The 19,573-nt window shown below is 70.3% G+C and carries 2 protein-coding genes; both read right to left on the bottom strand.

Features of this window, described 5'->3' with window-relative positions:
- Window positions 1-31: 31 nt before the first annotated feature.
- Window positions 32-17,755, bottom strand: a complete 17,724-nt coding sequence (locus P3L18_RS20470) for a non-ribosomal peptide synthetase (RefSeq protein WP_276115075.1) — start codon at window positions 17,753-17,755, stop codon at window positions 32-34.
- Window positions 17,752-19,572 (bottom strand): DUF4012 domain-containing protein, encoded by a 1,821-nt coding sequence (locus tag P3L18_RS20465; protein WP_276115074.1) that lies wholly within the window; start codon window positions 19,570-19,572, stop codon window positions 17,752-17,754. Before P3L18_RS20465 ends, P3L18_RS20470 begins: the two co-directional genes overlap by 4 nt.
- Window position 19,573: the final 1 nt, after the last annotated feature.

The following is a 19,573-nucleotide window of genomic DNA, read 5'->3' as shown; positions in this document are numbered from 1 at the left end:
GTCGGCAAAGACGCCAGCGGTGGGTCGGGCCTCAGCTCCCTCGGTCGGCGGCACGGTCGGCAACCAACTCCGCGACCCGTGCCATCACATCCGGCTCCCCCAATTCGGCGTGAGAGACGTCGAGCCGTGCCACCCGCGGCGTCGTACTCACCAACGACTCCCACCCGGAGATGTCACCGGTCTGTGCCGACGCGACGTAGAGCACCTCGTCGACGTCGACGCGACCGGTCCGATGCGCACGCACCGCAGCGATGAGAGCCCGCAATCGTTCGGCGATAACCACATCGGCCGTCGTGCCCTCCTGCGCCGGAGCCAGTGCCAACTCGTCGGGAGTCCGTGCGTCCATCAACACCAGCAGCTCGACCCGCTCACCGAGGTCGGTGAGTTGGCGGGCGATCTCATGGGCCAGGTTCCCGCCGATCGACCACCCGATCAGCCGATAGGGTCCCGACGGCTGCCGACGGCGGATCGCGTCGACGTGACGCCGCGCGATCTCGGCCATGCTGCCGGGCATCTCACCGGAAAGCAGTTCGGGGAGTTGCAGTCCCACGACCCGATGTCCCGACGTCGCAGCCAGCGGGCGGAACGGTGTCGGCATGCCACTCACGCCGTGCACCGCCCACAGGAGCGGCAGTCCGGAATCGTTGTCGGCACAGTCGAAGTCGACGACGCGCTCCCGGTCGGTGCCGACGCGCGCGAGTGCGGCGGCCACCCCGCGCGGGGTCGGATGGGCCACGAGATCGGCCAGATCCGGACGCAGCCCGGTGTGATCGACGATCTCGGCATGCAGCCGCAGCAGCAGAAGCGAATGCCCGCCGAGGGCGAAGAAGTCGTCGTCGACGCCGGGTTCGCAGCCCAACACCGCTTCGAACGCCGAAATCACCTTACGCTCCAGATCAGTTGCGGCACTGCAGCTTCTGGAATCACGCTCGTGCGACGACGACCCGGCAGGCGCGGGCAGCCGGGAGGTGTCGATCTTCCCGGTCACGGTGCGTGCGATCTCGTCGACCACGATCACCTGTGCGGGCACCATGTGTCGCGGTAGTCGCTGCCGGCACGCTCGCTCTGCCTCGGCACCGCCGACGCCGACCACGTAGGCGACGAGCATCGGCCCCGCGGGTCCCGGCCGCACGACGGCCGCGGCCTGGGTGGCGCCCGCGCCCATCAGGACGGCCTCGATCTCCGCCGGCTCCACCCGCTGCCCCCGAAGCTTGATCTGTCGGTCCGTCCGGCCCACATACGTCAGCGCACCGTCGCCCTCGAGACGCACCCGGTCGCCGGTGCGATACATTCGGCCGCCGCCGGGGTAGGCCACGAAGCGCGCCGACGTCAACGCGGTGTCACCCAGATACCCCTGTGCCAGTGCATCTCCCGCGAGATACAGCTCGCCGTCGACACCGGGTGGTACCGGTCGCAGCCAACGGTCGAGGACGACGACGGTGGTGCCGTCGACGGGCCTGCCGATCCGTACCGCGACGTCCGGGCGCACGGGTGCGAAGGTGGCCGCGACCGTGGCCTCGGTCGGGCCGTACACGTTGACGAGTTCGCAGCGCGCAGCCCACGCACGCGCGATCGACGGGGACAGCGCCTCACCCCCGACGAAGACCAGTCGTACCGATGTGAGTCGCTGCGCGTCGAGCGTCGCGAGCACGGACGGCGTCGCGATGAACACCGTGATCCGTTGCGTGACAAGCCACTCGGTCAACTCCGCCCCGGCGGTGAGCCCGGCGGGTGTGACCACCAGCCGCCCGGCGACCGCCAACGGCAGCACCATCTCCATGATCGACGGGTCGAAGCCGACGCTGACCATCGCCGCCACCCGGTCGTCGGATCGGATCGGGGCGATCGCCGCGAGCCGCCGCAACCCGCGGTGCCCGACGACCACCGCATTCGGTGTGCCGGTGGTACCCGACGTGGTGATCACATACGCCGCGGATGCCGGCGACACCCGCGCGACCGGCACCCCGGTCGCCGACGCTCCCGAGATGGAGGGGCGCAGCGGAACATCGTTGTCGTACAACGGGCATGCACCGGTTCGCTCGAGAACTGAGTCGATCCGCGCCGGCGGATGTGCCACGTCGACGGGGACGGGCACCGCGCCGATCCGGGTGACGGCGCGGAAGGCGACCTGCTGGCGTACGGACCGTTCGATGAGAATCGCCACCCTCTCACCACTGCGGATACCTCGCGCGCGCAACGCGTGTGCGGTCACCGCCACCCAGTCGTCGAGGTGCCGATAGCTCAGCAGCGTCGTGCCGTCCTCGATGGCGATGCGATCCGGCTGATGCGCAGCGGGTTCGGCGAACATGTCACCGAGTGTCGCGGGATCGGTGTACGGCGCGCCGTGCGCGCTCGCCTCGATCAGGGTCTGCTCGTCGGGCAACAGCAGATCGACCGAGGCCATGCGTGTTCCGGCCTCGTCGACGAGGAACTGCAGCGCCGTCTCCATGCGTGCCATCAGGGTCTCGACGGTCGCAGGAGCCGCCCACTGCGCCCGATGCGCGCAAAGTAACTTTCCGTCTTCGACGATCACGCGCAGCGCGAAATCCCCCATCGGCGTGAGGGACTCGTCGACGTCACCCATCGTGGCCGGATCGAGGAGCGTGTGATCGGACGCGTCGGCACCGACCGTCAACGCCACCTCCGCCAACGAGGGAGCGACCGACCCGCCGGTGACCCCGATCTCCCGCATCACCTCATCGAACGGAACCCACGAGTGCTCCAGCGCCGCGATATCGTCGTCTCGAACCCGATTCACCCACTCTGCGCATGTCATTCGTGGGTCGAGACGTGTCCGCAGCACGACGGTCGCGACCAGCATCCCCACCACGTCGGACAGATCGGGGTCTCGCCGCAGGGACGTGGTGGTCGCCACGACGACGTCATCGGTGCCCGACTGCACGGCCAGCGCCCACGCCAAGGCTGCGTGGACAAGGTGGAATCGGCTGACGCGCAGCCTCCGTGCGGCCCCGTCGAGCTGCGGCCACAGCTCCGCTGCAAGCGTGCGACGAGTGCGGACGATCCCGCCCTCGGTGTGAGGCAGGTGATCGAGGACCAGGGGCGCAGGCGGATCGGCCAGCACACGTTGCCAATACGCCAGTTCGCGGTCACGCGCAGCGGACTCGGCGGCCAGCAACCGGCGGCTCACCCGCGCGGACGACGGAGCCGCCGCAAGCGTTCTGCCGATGCAATTCGGCCCGCTGAGCAGCGCGGCCAGTTCCCGCTGCAAGACGACCGCGGACTCACCGTCGAGCGCGATGTGATGCGCCACCACCAGCACCGCAGACACCGTCTGCTCTTCGGAGGCGATCAGGCCGATTCGGACCGGTGGAGAGGTGGCGAGCGAGTCGAACGGGGTCGCAAGCATCTCGCCGATCGCACCCTCGTCGAGCAGATCGATCGTCGGTTCCCAAGTCTCGAGGACCCGCTGGCGCGGCCCGTCGTCGAACATCGGATACACGGTGCGCAACGCGGCATGCCGACCAATCAACGTACGCACCGCAGTTCGCACGTCCACCACGCCGGGGTAATTCGGCCCGCTCGCTCCGCTCCCGGCGCCGGGGTAATTCGGCCCGCTCGCTTCGCTCCCGGCGCCGGCCCCACCGGGGACCGGCAGGAGTACCGGTACGTGATAGCCGGGTTTGCCGAGTTCGGCCGCCATCCACATCCGTCGTTGCGGCCCGGTCAGCGGGACGTCGCCGCCCTCGGTCGCAATCTCTTCGGCGTCGGGCGCAACACGCACCTCGCCGTCGTTCGCCTTCTCGGCGATCCGGCGGTCGAGCCGCGCGGCGAGCTCACCGACGGTCGGATGGTCGAAGAGCCACTTCGCCGACACCGTCCACCCGAGCTCCCGGGTGAGCAGCGAGGCCACCCGCGCCGCCGACAGCGAAGTACCACCGAGGTCGAAGAAGTCGGTATCCGCACGCACCGACGCGCGATCGACCGCCATGATGTCCGCGAACGCCGCCGCCACCGACTCCGAGGTGTCCGTCCCGGCCACGGTCTCCTCACCGACGAGCCCACGACCCGCGCCCGCGAAGCCGACCAGCGCGTCGACGAGTGCGTCGGCCACACCGCTCGCCGTCCGGTCACTCACCCGGGCCGAATACACCACCGTCAGTACCAGCGCCCCGTCACGGTCGCCGACGATCACCTCGAGATCATGGCCGGCAGCCTCACGCTCGGGCACCACCTGCACCGGCTCCGCACGCACCGCTTCGCTCCCGGCGCCGGCCACAACCGCGTCGGGCTCCGGCGCCACGTCCTGCCCCACCAACAGAATCGACGTCAACGGATCGTGGGAGGTCCGGGCATTCGGGCACACCGCACGCACCACCGACTCGTACGGCACTTCCTGATGGTCGGCGACCCGCAGATGCGCCTCCCGCGCACACGCCACCGCGTCGGCAACAGTCGCACCCGGCTGCAGCCGGGTGCGCACCGCAACGGTGTTGACGAACATACCGAGGACCCGCTCCCACTGCGGCGCCGAGCGCCCGTGCACGGGGACCCCGACCACGACATCCCACTCCCCGGTCAATCGACCCAGCGTTGTGGTCAAGGCGCCGTGCACGGCGTGAAAGACGCTCGCGGCCAACGCCGACGTCTGTTCCCGGAGCGCGGTGATCACGTGCGCGTCGACATCCCGCACCACCCGGCCCCCGCTGTCGCCGGGCGGGCCGGGCAGCACGACGGGTGCGCCGGCATCACCGAGTTCGGTGGTCCAGAAGTCGATGTCGCGGGTGAAGCGACTGGTGGGATCATCCGGGTCCCCGAGGATGTCGCGCTGCCACCGGGTGTAGTCGGCATAGCCGGGTGCCGGCTCGGCGGGTAGTTCCGTCCGGTAGGCCGTCATCAGGTCGTCGAGAAGGATGCGCATCGACCATCCGTCGACGGCGATGTGGTGCAGGGTCAGCACCAGGTAGGCGCCGCCGAGGTCGGTCTCCCCCTCGTCGCTGTCGTCGCCGCTGACGAACAGCCGTGCCCTGATGGCGGTCTCGCGTTCGAGGTCGAAGGGACGTGCGACTTCCGCCGCGATGGCGTCGCGGACCGCCGCAGTGCTGACCGACTGCACGACGAGGTCGGGAACGTCGGTGGTGAGACGTTGTTCCGGTCCGCGACCGGTATCGGGAAAGACGGTGCGCAGCGACTCGTGCGCACCTACGACCGCGCGATACGCACGGACGATCCGCGCGGGATCGTAGGGTCCGCGAATCCGCAGCACGAGCGGGATGTGGTAAGTGGTGTCCTCGGGATCGAAGCGGTGGTGAATCCACATGCGTCGCTGCGGATATGCCAGCGGAAGATGCTCGGGGCGCGGCGCGTGGTGCGGTATCGGGCCGGTGAGGTCTGCCGCGCAGTCGATCCGTCGGGCCAGCTCGCCGACGGTACGCGCGCGGAACACGACGTCGGCGTCGAGGTCACGAGAGGTCCGCGCGCTGAGTCGGGACCGGACCCGTGCCGCCGACAGCGACGTTCCGCCGAGCGCGAAGAAATCGGTGTCCGAGCCGATCTCGGCGCCCGCGCAGTCGAGAACCTCCGCGAGGACCTCGGCGACGAGCTGTTCGGTGGAAGTGGTGACCGGCGTGTTCGCGGGCACAATTCGGCCCGCTCGCTCCGCTCCCGACACCGGCTCCTGCGCGGCAACCGGATTCGGCAACCGGGGATGATCGATCTTGCCACTCGGTCGGGTCGGGAAGCGGTCGACCACCGCGATCGCGGCCGGAACCATGCTGCGCGGCAACACCGTCCGCGCTTGTTCACGCAAACGCTCGGGACGCGGCCGGTCGCCGGGCGCCGGGATGACCCACGAGACCAGCAGTGGCTCTCCGGCCCGGTTGGTGCGCACCGCACTGGCGGCGGCCGCCACCCCGGGCAATCCGGCGAGCGCGGCGTTGATCTCCTCGGCCTCCATTCGCACGCCACGGATCTTGAGTTGGTCGTCGGCGCGACCGTGGATCACCAGCGAGCCGTCGCCGCGCCGGTGGACCAGATCGCCGGTGCGATACATGCGGTCACCGTCGCCGAAGGGGCGCGCGACGAATCGCGTGGCGGTGGTGGAGGTGTCGGCGAGGTAGCCGCGCGCCAATGCGGCTCCGGCGACGTACAACTCGCCGACGGTGTAGTCGGGAACCGCCTGCAGCGACGAATCCAACACCAGCGCTTCGATATCCGGGACGAGGGTGCCGATGCTCACGGCGCCGGTGGTGTCCTGACGGTAGGTGGCGCTGCTGATCGCGACGGTCGTCTCGGTGGGCCCGTACTCGTTGGTCACCGACACCGACGACGTCCACCGGCTCAGGAGCGTGCGTGGCAACGCTTCTCCGCCCACCACCACATGCCGCAGCCGTTCCATCTGGGACGGGTCCAGGGTGCTCAGCACCGATGGCGTGGTCATCAGCACCGTCACCGCCGACCGTGTGATCTCGGTGGCGAGTTCGGCTCCGGCCATCACCTCGGGTGGGCAGATGACGACGCACGCGCCCGACGCGCGCACCGGCACCACACCCATCAGGTGGGCGTCGAATGCCGTGGTGTGCGTGTGCATCACCCGGTCGGTGTCGTCGAGTTCGAGTCGTTCGGCGGTGGTCAGCGCCCACGCGGCCAGCCCGCGATGGGTGATCTCCACACCCTTGGGTGTCCCGGTCGTCCCGGAGGTGAACGCGAGGTAGGCGACGTCGTCGAGTTGCAGTGTGCGGGTGCGGTGTCGGGGCTCGAACTCGGTGACGCGGCGGGAGCGGTAGAGGTCGGAGTCGTCGAGTGCCACGACCGCGATCCTGACGGGCAGTCGGGGCGGGCGATCGGCGCGCAGCGTCAGGATCGTGCGCGCCCCGGAGCGCTGGATCAGCCGCTCCCGGCGCCAGGGTGGGTCCGCGGGGTCGAGGTTGACGAATGCGGCGCCGACACGGGCCAGCGCCATCGTCGCGACGACATCGAAGCACGATCGCGGTAGATGCTTCGCGACGACGTCTCCGGGCCCAAGGCCGCGATCCCGCAACGCCCACGCGAGAATCCGCACCAGCCGCTCGACGTCCGCGTGGCACAGGACCTCGCCGTATCCGGGAAAGCGATGTGTCACATCGATGATCGCCGGCCGCGTGGCGTCCGGCACGGGCTGACGATCGAGGAGCTCGGCAAGAGTCTGGGGCGCACAAGTCTGGGCAGAGATCGCCTGCGGCACCGGTGACCGCGTCAGTGCGCGCACTGGCAGATCGGGGTCAGCCGTGGCGCTCTCCAGGATCTGGGTCACCGCGGCCAGGAGCGCGTCGAGACGGTCGGCGTCGGCGATCGAGTCGCGGCAGGCGGCAACGAGATACGTCCGATCGCCGTCGCGGCCGAGCATGATGTCCAGTGCGGCCTGAGTACTGCCGGTCGTATCCAGCCCGGTCGTATCCAGCCCGGTCACGCTCAAGTCCGGGGGTATCTCACCGACCACGACGTCGACGAGGGATCGGCCCGCGCGTTCACGCTCCGGGTCGGCGATCGCGGCGATCTCGGCCAACGGCAGATCCGAATGGTCGATCGCCCCGAGAACGCCGAGGGTGTTGCGGCGCAACAGTGTGGCGAAGGTGTCGTCCGGTTCGATGCGGGTGCGCAGCGGGACGGCCCGCGCGAAGAGCCCGCAGACCGTGCTCCATCGAGGATCGGTCCGTCCCGACACCGCCGTGCCCACGGTGCATTCCGACGCGCCGCCGGTGGTCATGACGCGTTCCGCAGCAGCGGCCTGGCGAGTCAGGACCACGGCGATCGCGGTGTGCACCACGATGAACGGGGTACTCGCGACCGCGGCCGCGCACCGATCGATCCGCGCGGTCAGCTCCGTCGGAAACACCACTCGCCCGTGATGTGTGGCTCCCGATCCCGTCGCGGCGAGGTCCATGTCGGTCACGGTGAGCGGCACGATGGGTTCGGCGAACACCCGCGACCAGTAGCCGGTGAGACGGTCGCGGTGGGTGCGCACCATCGCTTGTCGCCATCTGCTGTACTGCCGGTAGTCGAGACGACGCGTGGAGTTGGTCGGTGGGCCGGTTGTGAGTTCTCGGCGCAGCATGCGTGCGGTCTCACCGTCGGCGCTGATGTGGTGGATCACGCACACCAGCCGATACCCGCCCGGCGTGTCGACGAGGCGCACCCGCCACGGCAGGGACACGGTGAGATCGATGGGGCGGCGGGCGATCTCGGCGAGGACTTCGTCGGCGTCGACGTCGGTGAGGGGATCGAGGGCACCGAGGTAGGCGTCCACCTCGTTGTCGGTCCACAGTCGTTGATAGGGCACCCCGTCGAGTTCCGGGAAGCCGGTGCGCAGGCAGTCGTGTCGGCGGACCAGTTCGGACACCCGACGCCGGATCTCGCGGGCGTCGGTGCCCGGTACCGGGACGATGCCGGCGAGCACGTAGCCGGGTTGGTCGGGGTCGGCGTGCCAGCGCAGCCACAGATCGAGTTGCTCCGGTGTCAGCGCCGGGTGATCGGGGTCGGCGCTCTCCTCGACCTCCCACAGGTCCGGGACCGCGTCGTCGTCGACGATCGGCGAGGTCGACAACAACTGCGCCAGCCCGGCGATGGTGGGGTGGGCGAACACCTCGGTGACACCGATTCTGCTGCCGTGCAAAGACAGTCGGGCCGCCAGGCGCGCGGCGGTCAACGAGTTGATGCCGAGGGTGACGAGGTCGGTGTCGGGGTCGAGCGGTGCCGATGCCGCTGGGTCGTCGCCGCTGTCGAGGCACCCACGAATTGCGGCGGCCACCATCTCCTCACGCGGTGTCAACGGCCGGCCGATACCGCTGGAGGAGTGCATCTTTCGGAGGAGTTCGGTCTGGTCGACCTTGCCGTTGGCGGTCAGCGGCCACTCGTCGACGACGAGGATGCGGCTGGGCACCGCATAGGCGGGCAGTCGTTGCGCACACCACGAGATCAGCGCTGACTCAGAGGGTACCGCCTGCGCTGCGGCGCCCACGCGGACGGCCGCCACGAGACGCGCTGCACTCGCGACACCGTCCTGCAGCACCCGGCAGTCGAGGACGTCGGGCGCCGCGGTGAGCGCGGCAACGATCTCGGCCGGTTCGATGCGGAATCCGCGGATCTTCAGTTGGTCGTCGACGCGCCCGAGGAAGGCGATCCGCCGATCGGGCAACAGCCGCACCCGATCACCCGTGCGGTAGCGGCGGGTGCCGTCGGGGCCGGCCACGAATCGCGTCGCGGTCGTCGCGGGGTCACCGAGATAGCCGAGCGCGAGTTGCGGCCCGGAGAGCTGGAGTTCGCCGCGTCCACCGAGCGGTACGGCCCGCCCGTGCCGATCGCAGACCTCGGCGTGGACGCCGTCAAGTGGTGTGCCGACGATCGGGCGGTCATCGTCGAGGTCGATCTCCCCGCAGAGCACCTGCACGGTGGTCTCGGTGGGCCCGTACATGGTGAGCAGCCGTACCTCGGGGTGCGCCGACGCCCATCCGCGCAACCGCGCCGGGTCGACGGCCTCACCCGCGAGGATCACTGTTCGCAGCGACGCCAGTGACACGTCAGCAGTGCCGGCGAGCGCTTGGAGCGCCGAGGAATCGGTCAGTCGCGCAAACGCACTCGGGGTTTGTGCGCAGTGGGTCACGCGATGACGGGTCAGGCCGGCGGCGAAGCGTGCCGGGTCGCGGACGTCGTCGTCGGAGAAGACGACGACCCGTCCGCCCGCGGCGAGCGGGCCGAACACCTCCCACACGGAGGCGTCGAAGGCCAATGCGTGCGACCAGCTCCCGACCATCTCACCGGTGCACCCGAGACGAGAGAGTGAGGCGCCGAGCATCGCGGCCATCGCGGTCCGGTCGACGACCACGCCCTTGGGTGCGCCGGTCGATCCCGACGTGTGGACGACATAGGCGGCGCCGGGCACCGCGGGGCCGGTCCCGCTGTGGGCGGGGCTGATCTCGAGGCCCTCGCGAATCGTCGCACCGGGCCCGATTCGGCGGTTCAGCAACCGTTGTCGCGCCGGTGGCAGGTCCGGGTCGACGGGCGCGAACACCGCGCCCGCGGCGAGCACACCCAGCGCGGCCACGACCGCCTCAGTCCCCCGGCGCAATGCCAGCACGACCGTGGTTCCCGGACGGGTCCCGGCCGCAAGCAACTTCTCGGCCACCTGCTCGGCACGACACCACAGGTCGCGGTAGGTGAGCACATCGTCGGAGTCGACGATCGCCACATCGTCGGGCTGACGCGTCGCCATGGCGCGGACCGCGTCGACGGGATCGATCGACTGCGCAGAAACACTGGGGTGAACAGAAGTGGGCTGGGCGAGAACACCGGCAGGCAGGCACTCGGCCACACACCGTGTCGACGAGTCGGTCAAGGCCGTCAGGGCGGCGACGAAATACTCGAGCATCGGCTCCACCGCCGCGGCGTCGACCCGGGCGGGTGACGCCGTCACCTGCACCGACAGCGCTCCGTCGTCGACCGTACGCACCGTGAATTCGATTGCGGTACGGGTGATTCCCACATCGATCGGTGTGATGCCGGTGATCAGCGGTCCCGGCGGGTCAGGCAGCGGGGCGGCATGGTCGAGCAGCACGTCGGGCAGGGTCGCCGGCGCCGACGCGGCGTGCGTGGCGGCATCGGCGATCGTGCGGTGCGCGTGCACGAGTGCCTCGTCGATCGGCAAGGCGACGACGGGCCGGTGGTCCGCCGTCGCCGCCGACCACCGCACCGGAACGGTGGTGGCGCGCATACCGACGCGGGGTCCGCCGGGCAGGGCAACCGGGATCGCCGCGACCACGTCGTCGGAGTCGGTGACGGCGGCGAGTGTCGCGGCCAGGGCCACCCACAGTGCCGAATACAGCGTGGTGCCGGCTCCCGCCACCACGTCGTTGACCGCGGCGGCGGTAGCGGCGTCGATACGGCGCTCGTGGACCACTGCGGGTTTCTCAACCTCCGGGTGCCGTCGGGGCGGTTCGGGGAGGGCGAGGTGTGCGGGTGCGCCGTCGAGAACCGTTCTCCAATAGTCGGTGTCGTCGTCGCGTACCGAGACCTGCAGCTCGTCGGGTTGCTCGGGCCAGCGTGGGCTGCGACCGCGCAGGCGTGCCGTCAGCGCCGTGTGCAGGTCGTCGAGGAGTATCGGTACCGAGGCGCCGTCGACGGCGATGTGGTGGGCGACGAGCACGATGCCGGTGCCCGCGGGTGAGTCGGCGAGCACCGCGCGCCATGCCGGGCGGGTGGTCAGATCGAAGGGGGCGTTGACGATCTCGGCGGCCTGACCGGTGTCGGGGACCGTATCGCGTTGGGTGATCGGCGGATTCCCGGTGAGAGCGTCGGCGTGAAGGATGACGACCTCCGGAGTTGTGTCCCCGCGATCGGGAAACACCGCGCGCAGCATCGGATGCCGGTCGGCGAGATCGAGCAGCGCTGCCCGCACCACGGGCACCTCGGCACGTACCGTGAGTCGCAACGCCAGATGGTACGCGGCCGAATCGGGCTGTCCGCGATGGGCATCCCACAGGACACGCTGCGCCGGCCACAGGACGTCACGTGACCGTACCTGCGGTGTGTGAGCGTCGGCGGCAACCAGTTCGGTCAGTCCGGCGATGGTCGGTGTGGCGAGGATGTCGGCGACGGTGACCTGGGTGCCCGGTCCCGACAGCCGTGCGGCAAGTCGCGCCGCCGACAACGAGTTTCCGCCGACGGAGAAGAAGTTGACGTCGGGTCCCCACTGCTGAGGTCCCCACTCGCGCGGAGCCTGCCCACCTACCTGCGGCCCGGGTTCCCCGATGATCTCTGCCACCACCTCGGCGACGCGACGCTGTGCCGCGGTCAGCGGCGCCGGGGTACCGGTCATCGCGGGCAGCCCGGCGATCAGGGCCTGCCGGTCGAGTTTGCCGTTGTCGGTGAGTGGCCAGCGCTCGACGACGCCGATGCGCGTGGGCATCAGATACCCGGGCAGCCGAGCGGCGCACGCGCGCTGCAGAACTGCTTCGCGCCCGGCGGCCGACACCTCGCTGCCGGTGGGGTCGTCGTCGGTGGTGTCGTCGTCGATCACGAAGGCGAGGATTTGTTCATCCCCGGGCTGTGTCCCGCCGGCGATCACCACGCGTGCCTCGCGGACGCCGGGCGCCTCGACGAGAGCCGCGGCGATCTCGGCGGGCTCGACGCGATGACCACGCACCTGTATCTGATCGTCCGACCGGCCCAGGTAGGCAAGCCGATCCGGCGCGATCAACCGCACCACATCGCCTGTTCGGTACATCCGTGTGCCGCAGCCGTCGGGGTCGGCGACGAAGCGGCTCGCGGTCAGGGCGGGCGCGTGCAGGTAGCCGTCGGCGACTTGCGCGCCGCTGACGTACAGTTCGCCGAGTCCGCCCACCGGCACCGGACGCAGATGCCGGTCGCGCACCGACCAGCCGACTCCGGCGAACGGGGCGCCGATCAGGCTGCGGGCGTCGGTGGTGTCGACATCGGTGGCGGTGAGGTGGACGGTGGTTTCGGTGATGCCGTACATGTTGATCAGGCGCACACGAGGATTGGCCTGCGCCCAGTCGTACAGCGCAGGAGCCTGCAGCGCCTCGCCGCCGAACACGACGCACCGCAAGGCCGGCAACCGCGAGCCGCTGCTACTCGACGAACCGGGACCATCCGGTGCGGCGAGCCGCGCGAACGCCGTCGGGGTCTGCGAGAGAATGCTGACGCCACAATCGTTCAGGGTTGCACTCAGCAGTACCGGATCCCGGCTCACCGTGCGGTCGACGATCACCACGCGGCCACCGGAACAGAGTGCGCCGAAGATCTCCCACACCGAGAAGTCGAAGGTGTGCGAGTGCGTCGCGCTCCACACGTCGGCGGGGGTGGCGTCGACGACGTCGAGGGCGGCACCGAGCATCGCGGCCAGTGCGGTACGCGACACCGCAACACCTTTGGGCCGTCCGGTCGATCCGGACGTGTGGATGACGTAGGCGATCCCCGGTCGGCGGGGCGCGGTCCCGAGGCCCGGGCCGGGTTCGATCAGCAGGCCGTCGCCCACGATCGCCGCCGGGGAGGTCGCGGCGATGAGTTCCGCGGTGCGTGCGGGCGGATGTTCCGGGTCGAGCGGAACGTAGGCGGCGTCGGCCATCAGGGTGCCAACCATCGCCACCACGGTTTCGGCACCACGGCCGAGCAGCAGGGCCACCCGGTCACCTGCCCGCACCCCGACCCGACGCAGATCCATCGCCATCTCGAATGCGCGCGTGGACAGTTGCTCGTAGGTCATCGATGTTCGGGCGTCGGTGACGGCGATGGCGTGCGGGGTGGCGCCGACGTGCGCGAGCAGCGCGTGGATCGGGTCGGTGCCGGCCACCGGGCATTGTGGGGCGACACCACGTCCGGTCGGGGTGCACGACCCGACGGGGGTGGCCGGGTCGGCGAGTGCCAGCCGGGTCAGTGTGTCGACCACATAGTCGAGGAGAATCGCGGCGCCGTCGGGATCGACGCGGTCGGGTGCCACCGTCAGAGCCAATCGCAGCTGTTCTCCGCTGTCGTCGACGACGAATTCCAGTGCGGTGCGGGCTCTCCCGGTGCGGATCGGGGTGGCCGAGCGGATCAGCGCGCGCCGCGACAGCCCGGTGTCACGGCCTAGTTCGCCGCCGTCCATCGTATTCGCCTGCGCCAGCACCACATCGGCGAGCTGTGCGGGTGCGGTGTCGGCGTGGCGCATCCCGGCCTGCAGCGCGGCCACCGATCCCGCGAGTGCCTCGGCGATGGTCTGCGACGCGACTGCGCGAGACCGTACCGGGACCGTCCGGACGAACATGCCGACCCGCTCGAGGTCGGAGGAGCTCCAGCGCCCTGAGGTCGGCACCGAGATGACGACGTCGTCGTCGCTGACGACACCGGCAAGGACGGCGGCCACGGCCACCCGGACCAGCGCCTGCAGGGTCGCGCCGGCGCCGGCGGCTTGTGCGGTGGCCGCCGCCGAGAGCCTCGCGTCGACGACCCGTTCCAGATGAACCGCCTCGGTAGAGACCTCACCGGCCGCGCGGGCCTCGGGCAGCGCGAGTCGCGTCGGGGCACCGGCGAGCACGTCACGCCAGTAGCTGTGTCCCGCATCGGAATCGGCGGCGGGTCGAGCGCCACCGAAGTCTCCGGGCCCGGGGAACTCCGGCAGCCGGTGGCGGGTGCGTGCGGCGACTGCGATCAACATGTCCCGCACCAGGATCGGGATCGACCAGCCGTCGACCGCGATGTGATGGACCACGAACACCATCGACACCGCGCCGCGGCTGTCGTCGAGAACGGCACGCCACGGCGGGTCGACGGTCAGATCGAAGGGTGCGGCCACCACGGAACGAACCATGCTCGGGCTCAGTGTGTCCCGGGTGATCGGCATCGCGTCGACCATCACCTGGGTGGGTAGTAGACGCATGGTCGGGGTGCCGTCGGGCCGGGCAGGAAAGACGCGGCGCAGCGCGTCGTGATGCAGGGCGAGGTCGGTCAGCGCCGATGTCACAAGATCCGCAGTCACGAGATCCGCAGTGACGAGATCCGCGGTCACCGGGTCGGCTCCCGTACCCGGTGCGAACTCGACCCGCACGGCGAGGTGGTACACGTGGTCGGCCGGGTTGGAGCGGTTCAACGCCCAGATCTGGTGTTGTGCCGGCGTCACGACCGGCGCGGCCGCCGGTGCGGTGGCCGCGGTGAGGTCGCCGGCGCCGACGCGTGCGGCGATCTCGGCCAGGGTGGTCGCCGGGGTCAGCTCGCCGATGCGCAGCGGACGGCCCACCCGCGCGCCGAGGCGCGCCATGATCTCCAGCATCGTCAGCGACGTGCCACCCAGGTCGATGACCGAGGCGGCCATCGAGACCCGTTCCACCCGAAGGACGTCGGCGACGATCTTGCCGAGCTCGCATTCGACGTCGGAGGTGGCGGCCACGAATTCCGGTTCGTGCAGCGCGATCCCGGCCACCGCGTGCGCCACGGCGTCGCGATCGATCTTGCCGGTCGGGCCGGTCGGTAGCCGATCGAGCATCAGCACCCGCCGCGGCCACATCACCGACGGCAGGGTCGCAATCAGATGCGTCCGCACCTCCCCTTCGAGTCCGTCGCCGCCCGGTGCGGCACCGGTCCCCACGCAGGCGACGTCGAGGGCCAGGTCGCCGTCGGGTGCATGGTCGGCGACGACGACCGCGGCGCCCACACCGTCGACCTCCGTGGCGGCGTTCTCGATCTCGGCCGGTTCGACGCGGACCCCGCGGACCGAGAGTTGCCCGTCGGAGCGGCCGACGAAGACGAGATCACCGGTGGTCGGGTCACGACGGGCGAGATCACCGGTCCGGTACATCCGGGAGCCGTCGCGCCACGGGCAGGCGAGAAATCTCGTCGCGGTGAGCCCGGGCTGATCCCGGTATCCGTGCGCGAGTTGTGGTCCGCACAGATAGAGTTCGCCGAGGATCCCGTCGGCCACCGGTCGCAGCCGGTGATCGAGGACCAGCGCGGCCATCCCCGGGACCGGTCGGCCGATGGGTACCGGCCGGTCGAGGTGGACGTCGGTGGTGATCGGCGCGGCCGTCGCATACAGCGTCGCCTCGGCGGGACCGTAGGTGTTGAACGCCCGCCGCGCACCGCCCCCTCCCGGTGGTCGACGCGTGATGCGGGCCGCGAGCGCCGGTGACAGTGCCTCGCCGATCGCCGACACGGTCGGCGGCAGTGTGTGCACCGGAATCCGGTTCAGGACGGTCGGGGTGGCCATCAGGTGGGTGATGCGGTGATCGAGCAGCGCGCGGCCGAGGTCGGCGTCGAGTCCGGCGGCCGGGATCAGGGTGTGGCCCAGCGCGGCACACGCCAGCATCTCGAAGTGGGCCATGTCGAACATCGGTGATGCCACCGCGAGCCAGCGCGCCCCGACATCGATCCCGTCACCCGCCCCGAATCGGGCCCGCATGTCGCGCGCGATGGCGGCCGGCCCGGTGTGCGGGACGACGACGCCCTTGGGTTCGCCGGTGCTCCCCGAGGTGAACACGATGTAGGCGGCGTCGGTCGGATGCGGTGCCGGTAGCCGGCCGGCATGGGGTGCGACGTCGGCGAGGTCGTCGAGGGACCGTGACGGAATGCCAGTCCGTACACCATGTTCGGGGCTCGTGGAGAGGATGAGGACCGGAGTGGCCGTCGCGAGCATCCGGTCGATCCGCGCGGTCGGCTGGGCCGGGTCGATCAGCACGATCGTCGCACCGCTGCGCGCCACCGCCCACCAGGCGACGACCTGATCGACGCCGCGGCGCATCAGCACCACCACCCGCGTGCCGGGCCGGGCCCCGAGCGCCGAGAGCCGGCGCGCGAGGTCGGCGGTGCGCGCGTCGAGATCGGCGAAGCTCACCACGGGCTCGCCCAGGAGGCTGCCGTCGACGGCCACGTCGTTTCCGGCGCGGGCGACCGTGGCGGCGATGAGGTCCGGCAGGGTGTCCGTGGGACTTTCGGTGCCGGGCACCTCGGGGGTGCCCGCGGGCAGTGGCAGGTCGTCGATGGTGACGCGCGCAGACCCGGGGGCGGTCAGCGCGTCGGCGAGTGCACCGAGCATCGCGAGCAGTCCGTCGTGGAACGCCGTCACCTCGGCCGGGTCGTAGCGGCGCGGGTTGGCCTCGATCTCCACGATGAAGGTGCCGCTGTCGGTGGATTCGGCGAGCGTTCCGGACGGGAACACGTTGATGGCCAGGTCTTCTGCCGGTCCGGTGGTCACCGAGGAGAATCGGACGGTCGTCTCGCCGAATCGCATCTCACGGTCGAAGAGCATCAGGTTGAGGACCGGTCCGCCTGAGTGATCGCCGTGTTCGGTGACGATGTCCTCGAACCGGTACCGCTGATGACGTAGTGCGCCGAGCATCGCCCGCTCGGTGGTGCGCACGGCGGCATGGATCTCGGTGCGTCGGCCGACGCCGGCGCGTAGCGGCACGAAGTTGATGGTCGGCAGTGGTGTGGCGCGCAGTGCGGCCGTCGTCCGTGCGGCCACGGCGAGGGTCAGCGCCCCGTCGGCGTCGCCGGTGCGGCGGCTCAGATAGCCTGCGGCGGCGGTCGCGATCAGTGTCGGCAGACTGGTGGGCATGGCCGTGATGAGCTCGCGGATCGTGTCCATCGTCGCCATCGGGATCGGTGCCGCCACCGTGTGATTGCGGGAGGCCGGGCCGCCCGAACGGTGCGCGGGCGAGGTCGCGGGGTCGCGGCCGGCGAGGGCCTCACGCCAGTAGTCGGCGTCGCGGGCGCGGCGCGACGAGCTCTGGTAGGCGTGGTCGGCGGCTGATGCGGCGGAGAGGTCGGCGACGGGCACCGGCGGTGCGCTCGGGTCGCGGGAAAGACAACGACGTAACGCGCACACCAGGTTGTCGCGCGTGGCCACCCCATCGGTGGTCAGGTGATGCGCACGGTTGTAGAGCTGATGTCGGTGATCTGACAACCGGAACAGGATGGCCCGTGCCAATCGATCGGCGGTCACATCGACCGCGCGGTGTAAATCGGCGTCGACGATGTCTTGCACAGCCCCATGCGGATCCGGTCGGTCACCGACATCGACGTATTCGACGTGATCATGCAACGACGGATCGTAGATGCACACAGGGCCGCGGGGGCCCTCCTCGAACCGCAGCTGCATGACTCGCGCTCGGCGTCCCTGCTCGGCGAGCTCGGTGAGGAAGTGGTCGCGGTCGAGCGGGCCCTCGATGTCGGTCACCTGCGCCATGTTCAACGGCACCGACGGCATCGCCTGCTGTCGCAACCAGAAGAAGCGTTGCGCCGCGGTCAGTTCGGTGACCTGGATCTTCTCGGTCATGGCGATCCCTGTGCCCTCTGCCCGGTCGCCGCACCGCACGACGGCACCGACACGTGCACGGGCGGGGTGTCGACGAGCGGCTGCACGGGCACCTGTGCGTCGCCGCGGGCCGAGGTGGGTTCGGCCAGTGTCACCTCGAGGACGGAACGCTGGCCGGGTGCCAGTGGTACGCGGGTGCGGACCACCGGATGACCGTGGAGTTCGCTGGTGCCGTAGAGCACCGATTGTCCGTCGAGGGTGACCTTGCGGACCTGCGCGCCGCGGGTCAGCGCGATCTGCACGCCGGCCGCATTGGTGCCCGGTGGCAGGCCGCTGCCGACGGCACCCATCGAGCCGATCACATACTGCGGCAACGAGAGATCGGTGACGGTGTTGGTCAGCGTCACCCGTGCGGTCGCATCGCGCATGTCGGCGGTGCAGTCGCCTGCGGTGTAGCTCAGTTCGCGGCGCAGGTAGTAGTCGAGTTTGTTACCTGCCGCGTTGGTGATGGTCGCGTCCATCAGCGGGGCCGAATCGTCGGGTAACTGATGTGCCAGTGGAGTGGACGCGATGATGTCCTGTTCGTCGGATCTGCTGCTGTAGAGCATGATCCGACGTTCTGCCACGCCGCGGCCGAGTGCTTCGAGGAGCCGGCCGGCATCGGCGTGGGCGCCGAGGACGTCGGCGACGACGGTGCGGGAGATGGTCTGCAGGTAGGCCTTGCGCGCGGTGTTGTCGTCGGCGAAGCGGGTGTAGACCTGCGACAGGGTGAGGGGTACGACGTTGTCGGCGGTGATCTGTTCGCCCGACGGCAACCGCACCGGCCCCGTCACGCGGAGTACGTAGCTCAGGGCGATCGGGTCGAGTGCCGCCGCCCCGTCGAGGGCGGTGCCGGTCTGTGCCTGCCAGTTGGCCATCCAGATCTTCGCGGCGTCGGTGAAGTCGGGGCTCAGGTTGCTGTTGCGGAAGTCGGTGTAGGGCTCGACCGTCGAGTACAGGGTGTCGAACCCGTCACCGAGGTCGATCTGCGGGTTGCTCGGGCGGAACATGTCGATGTTGCGGCCGGTTTCGGCGGCGCGCAAATGTCCGTTCTCGGCGCGGATGATGATGAATCCGCCGACCAGTCCGCCGGTTCCGCGGGACTCCGACGGTGTTTGCAAGGCCACGAAGTAGTTGCGGGGGCCGTCCGCGCCGAGCATGGCCGGGGCCAGTCGCGCCGCGACCGAGGTGCCCTGCGCGGTCCGCGCGGCCGAGTCCAGTTGCGTGGCGAGGTCGGTGCGCGCCTGCGCGACCGGCCCGAGCCAGCTGCCGTCGATACCGCGGGCGCGCTGCGCGAGACGGGTGGCGTTGTCGGCCATCGCGGTGATGCGCGGGGCCGCGCTGCGCATGGCCGCGACGTCGACGCCGTTGTCGGCGGTGCGCAGCGTCGACGGTCCGATCGTGCCGGCCAGTGCGGCGCTCGGGACGAGGACTTCGTCGCTGAATTGGGTGACGGTATCGGTCATCTCACGCACACTCGCCAACGGCCGACCCAGCCACGGCACCGCTGCCGCGGCCCGCCAGAGGGGGTCGTTGGTGGCGGCGTAGGCGTCGGCCGCCGAGGCACGCACGGCCGACGCCTCCCCCGACGACTTCCGCGAATCACCGGACAGCAGTGCCGCTTTCGCGGTCACCGCGTGGTCCTGCGCATCGTGGAGAGCCGACCGCGCCTGTTCGGCGCGGACACCCAGATAGCAGCCCACCGCGACCAGTGCCGCCAGCAGGAGCGCACCGCCGAGCCATACCCGCCGCGACGGACGCAGCCGGGACCGATGGGTGCGTTGATCGGGTGCCCTCATC

Origin of the sequence: Gordonia sp. N1V, assembly GCF_029269935.1 — a bacterium.
Classification (GTDB): Bacteria; Actinomycetota; Actinomycetes; order Mycobacteriales; family Mycobacteriaceae; genus Gordonia; species Gordonia polyisoprenivorans.
The sequence above is the reverse complement of the archived record's forward strand: the minus strand, read 5'-3'. Positions and strand labels throughout refer to the sequence as shown.

Coding starts and splice junctions, on each gene's coding strand:
- P3L18_RS20470 (WP_276115075.1), bottom strand. CDS start 17,755: ATGACCGAGAAGATCCAGGTCACCGAACTGACCGCGGCGCAACGCTTC.
- P3L18_RS20465 (WP_276115074.1), bottom strand. CDS start 19,572: ATGAGGGCACCCGATCAACGCACCCATCGGTCCCGGCTGCGTCCGTCG.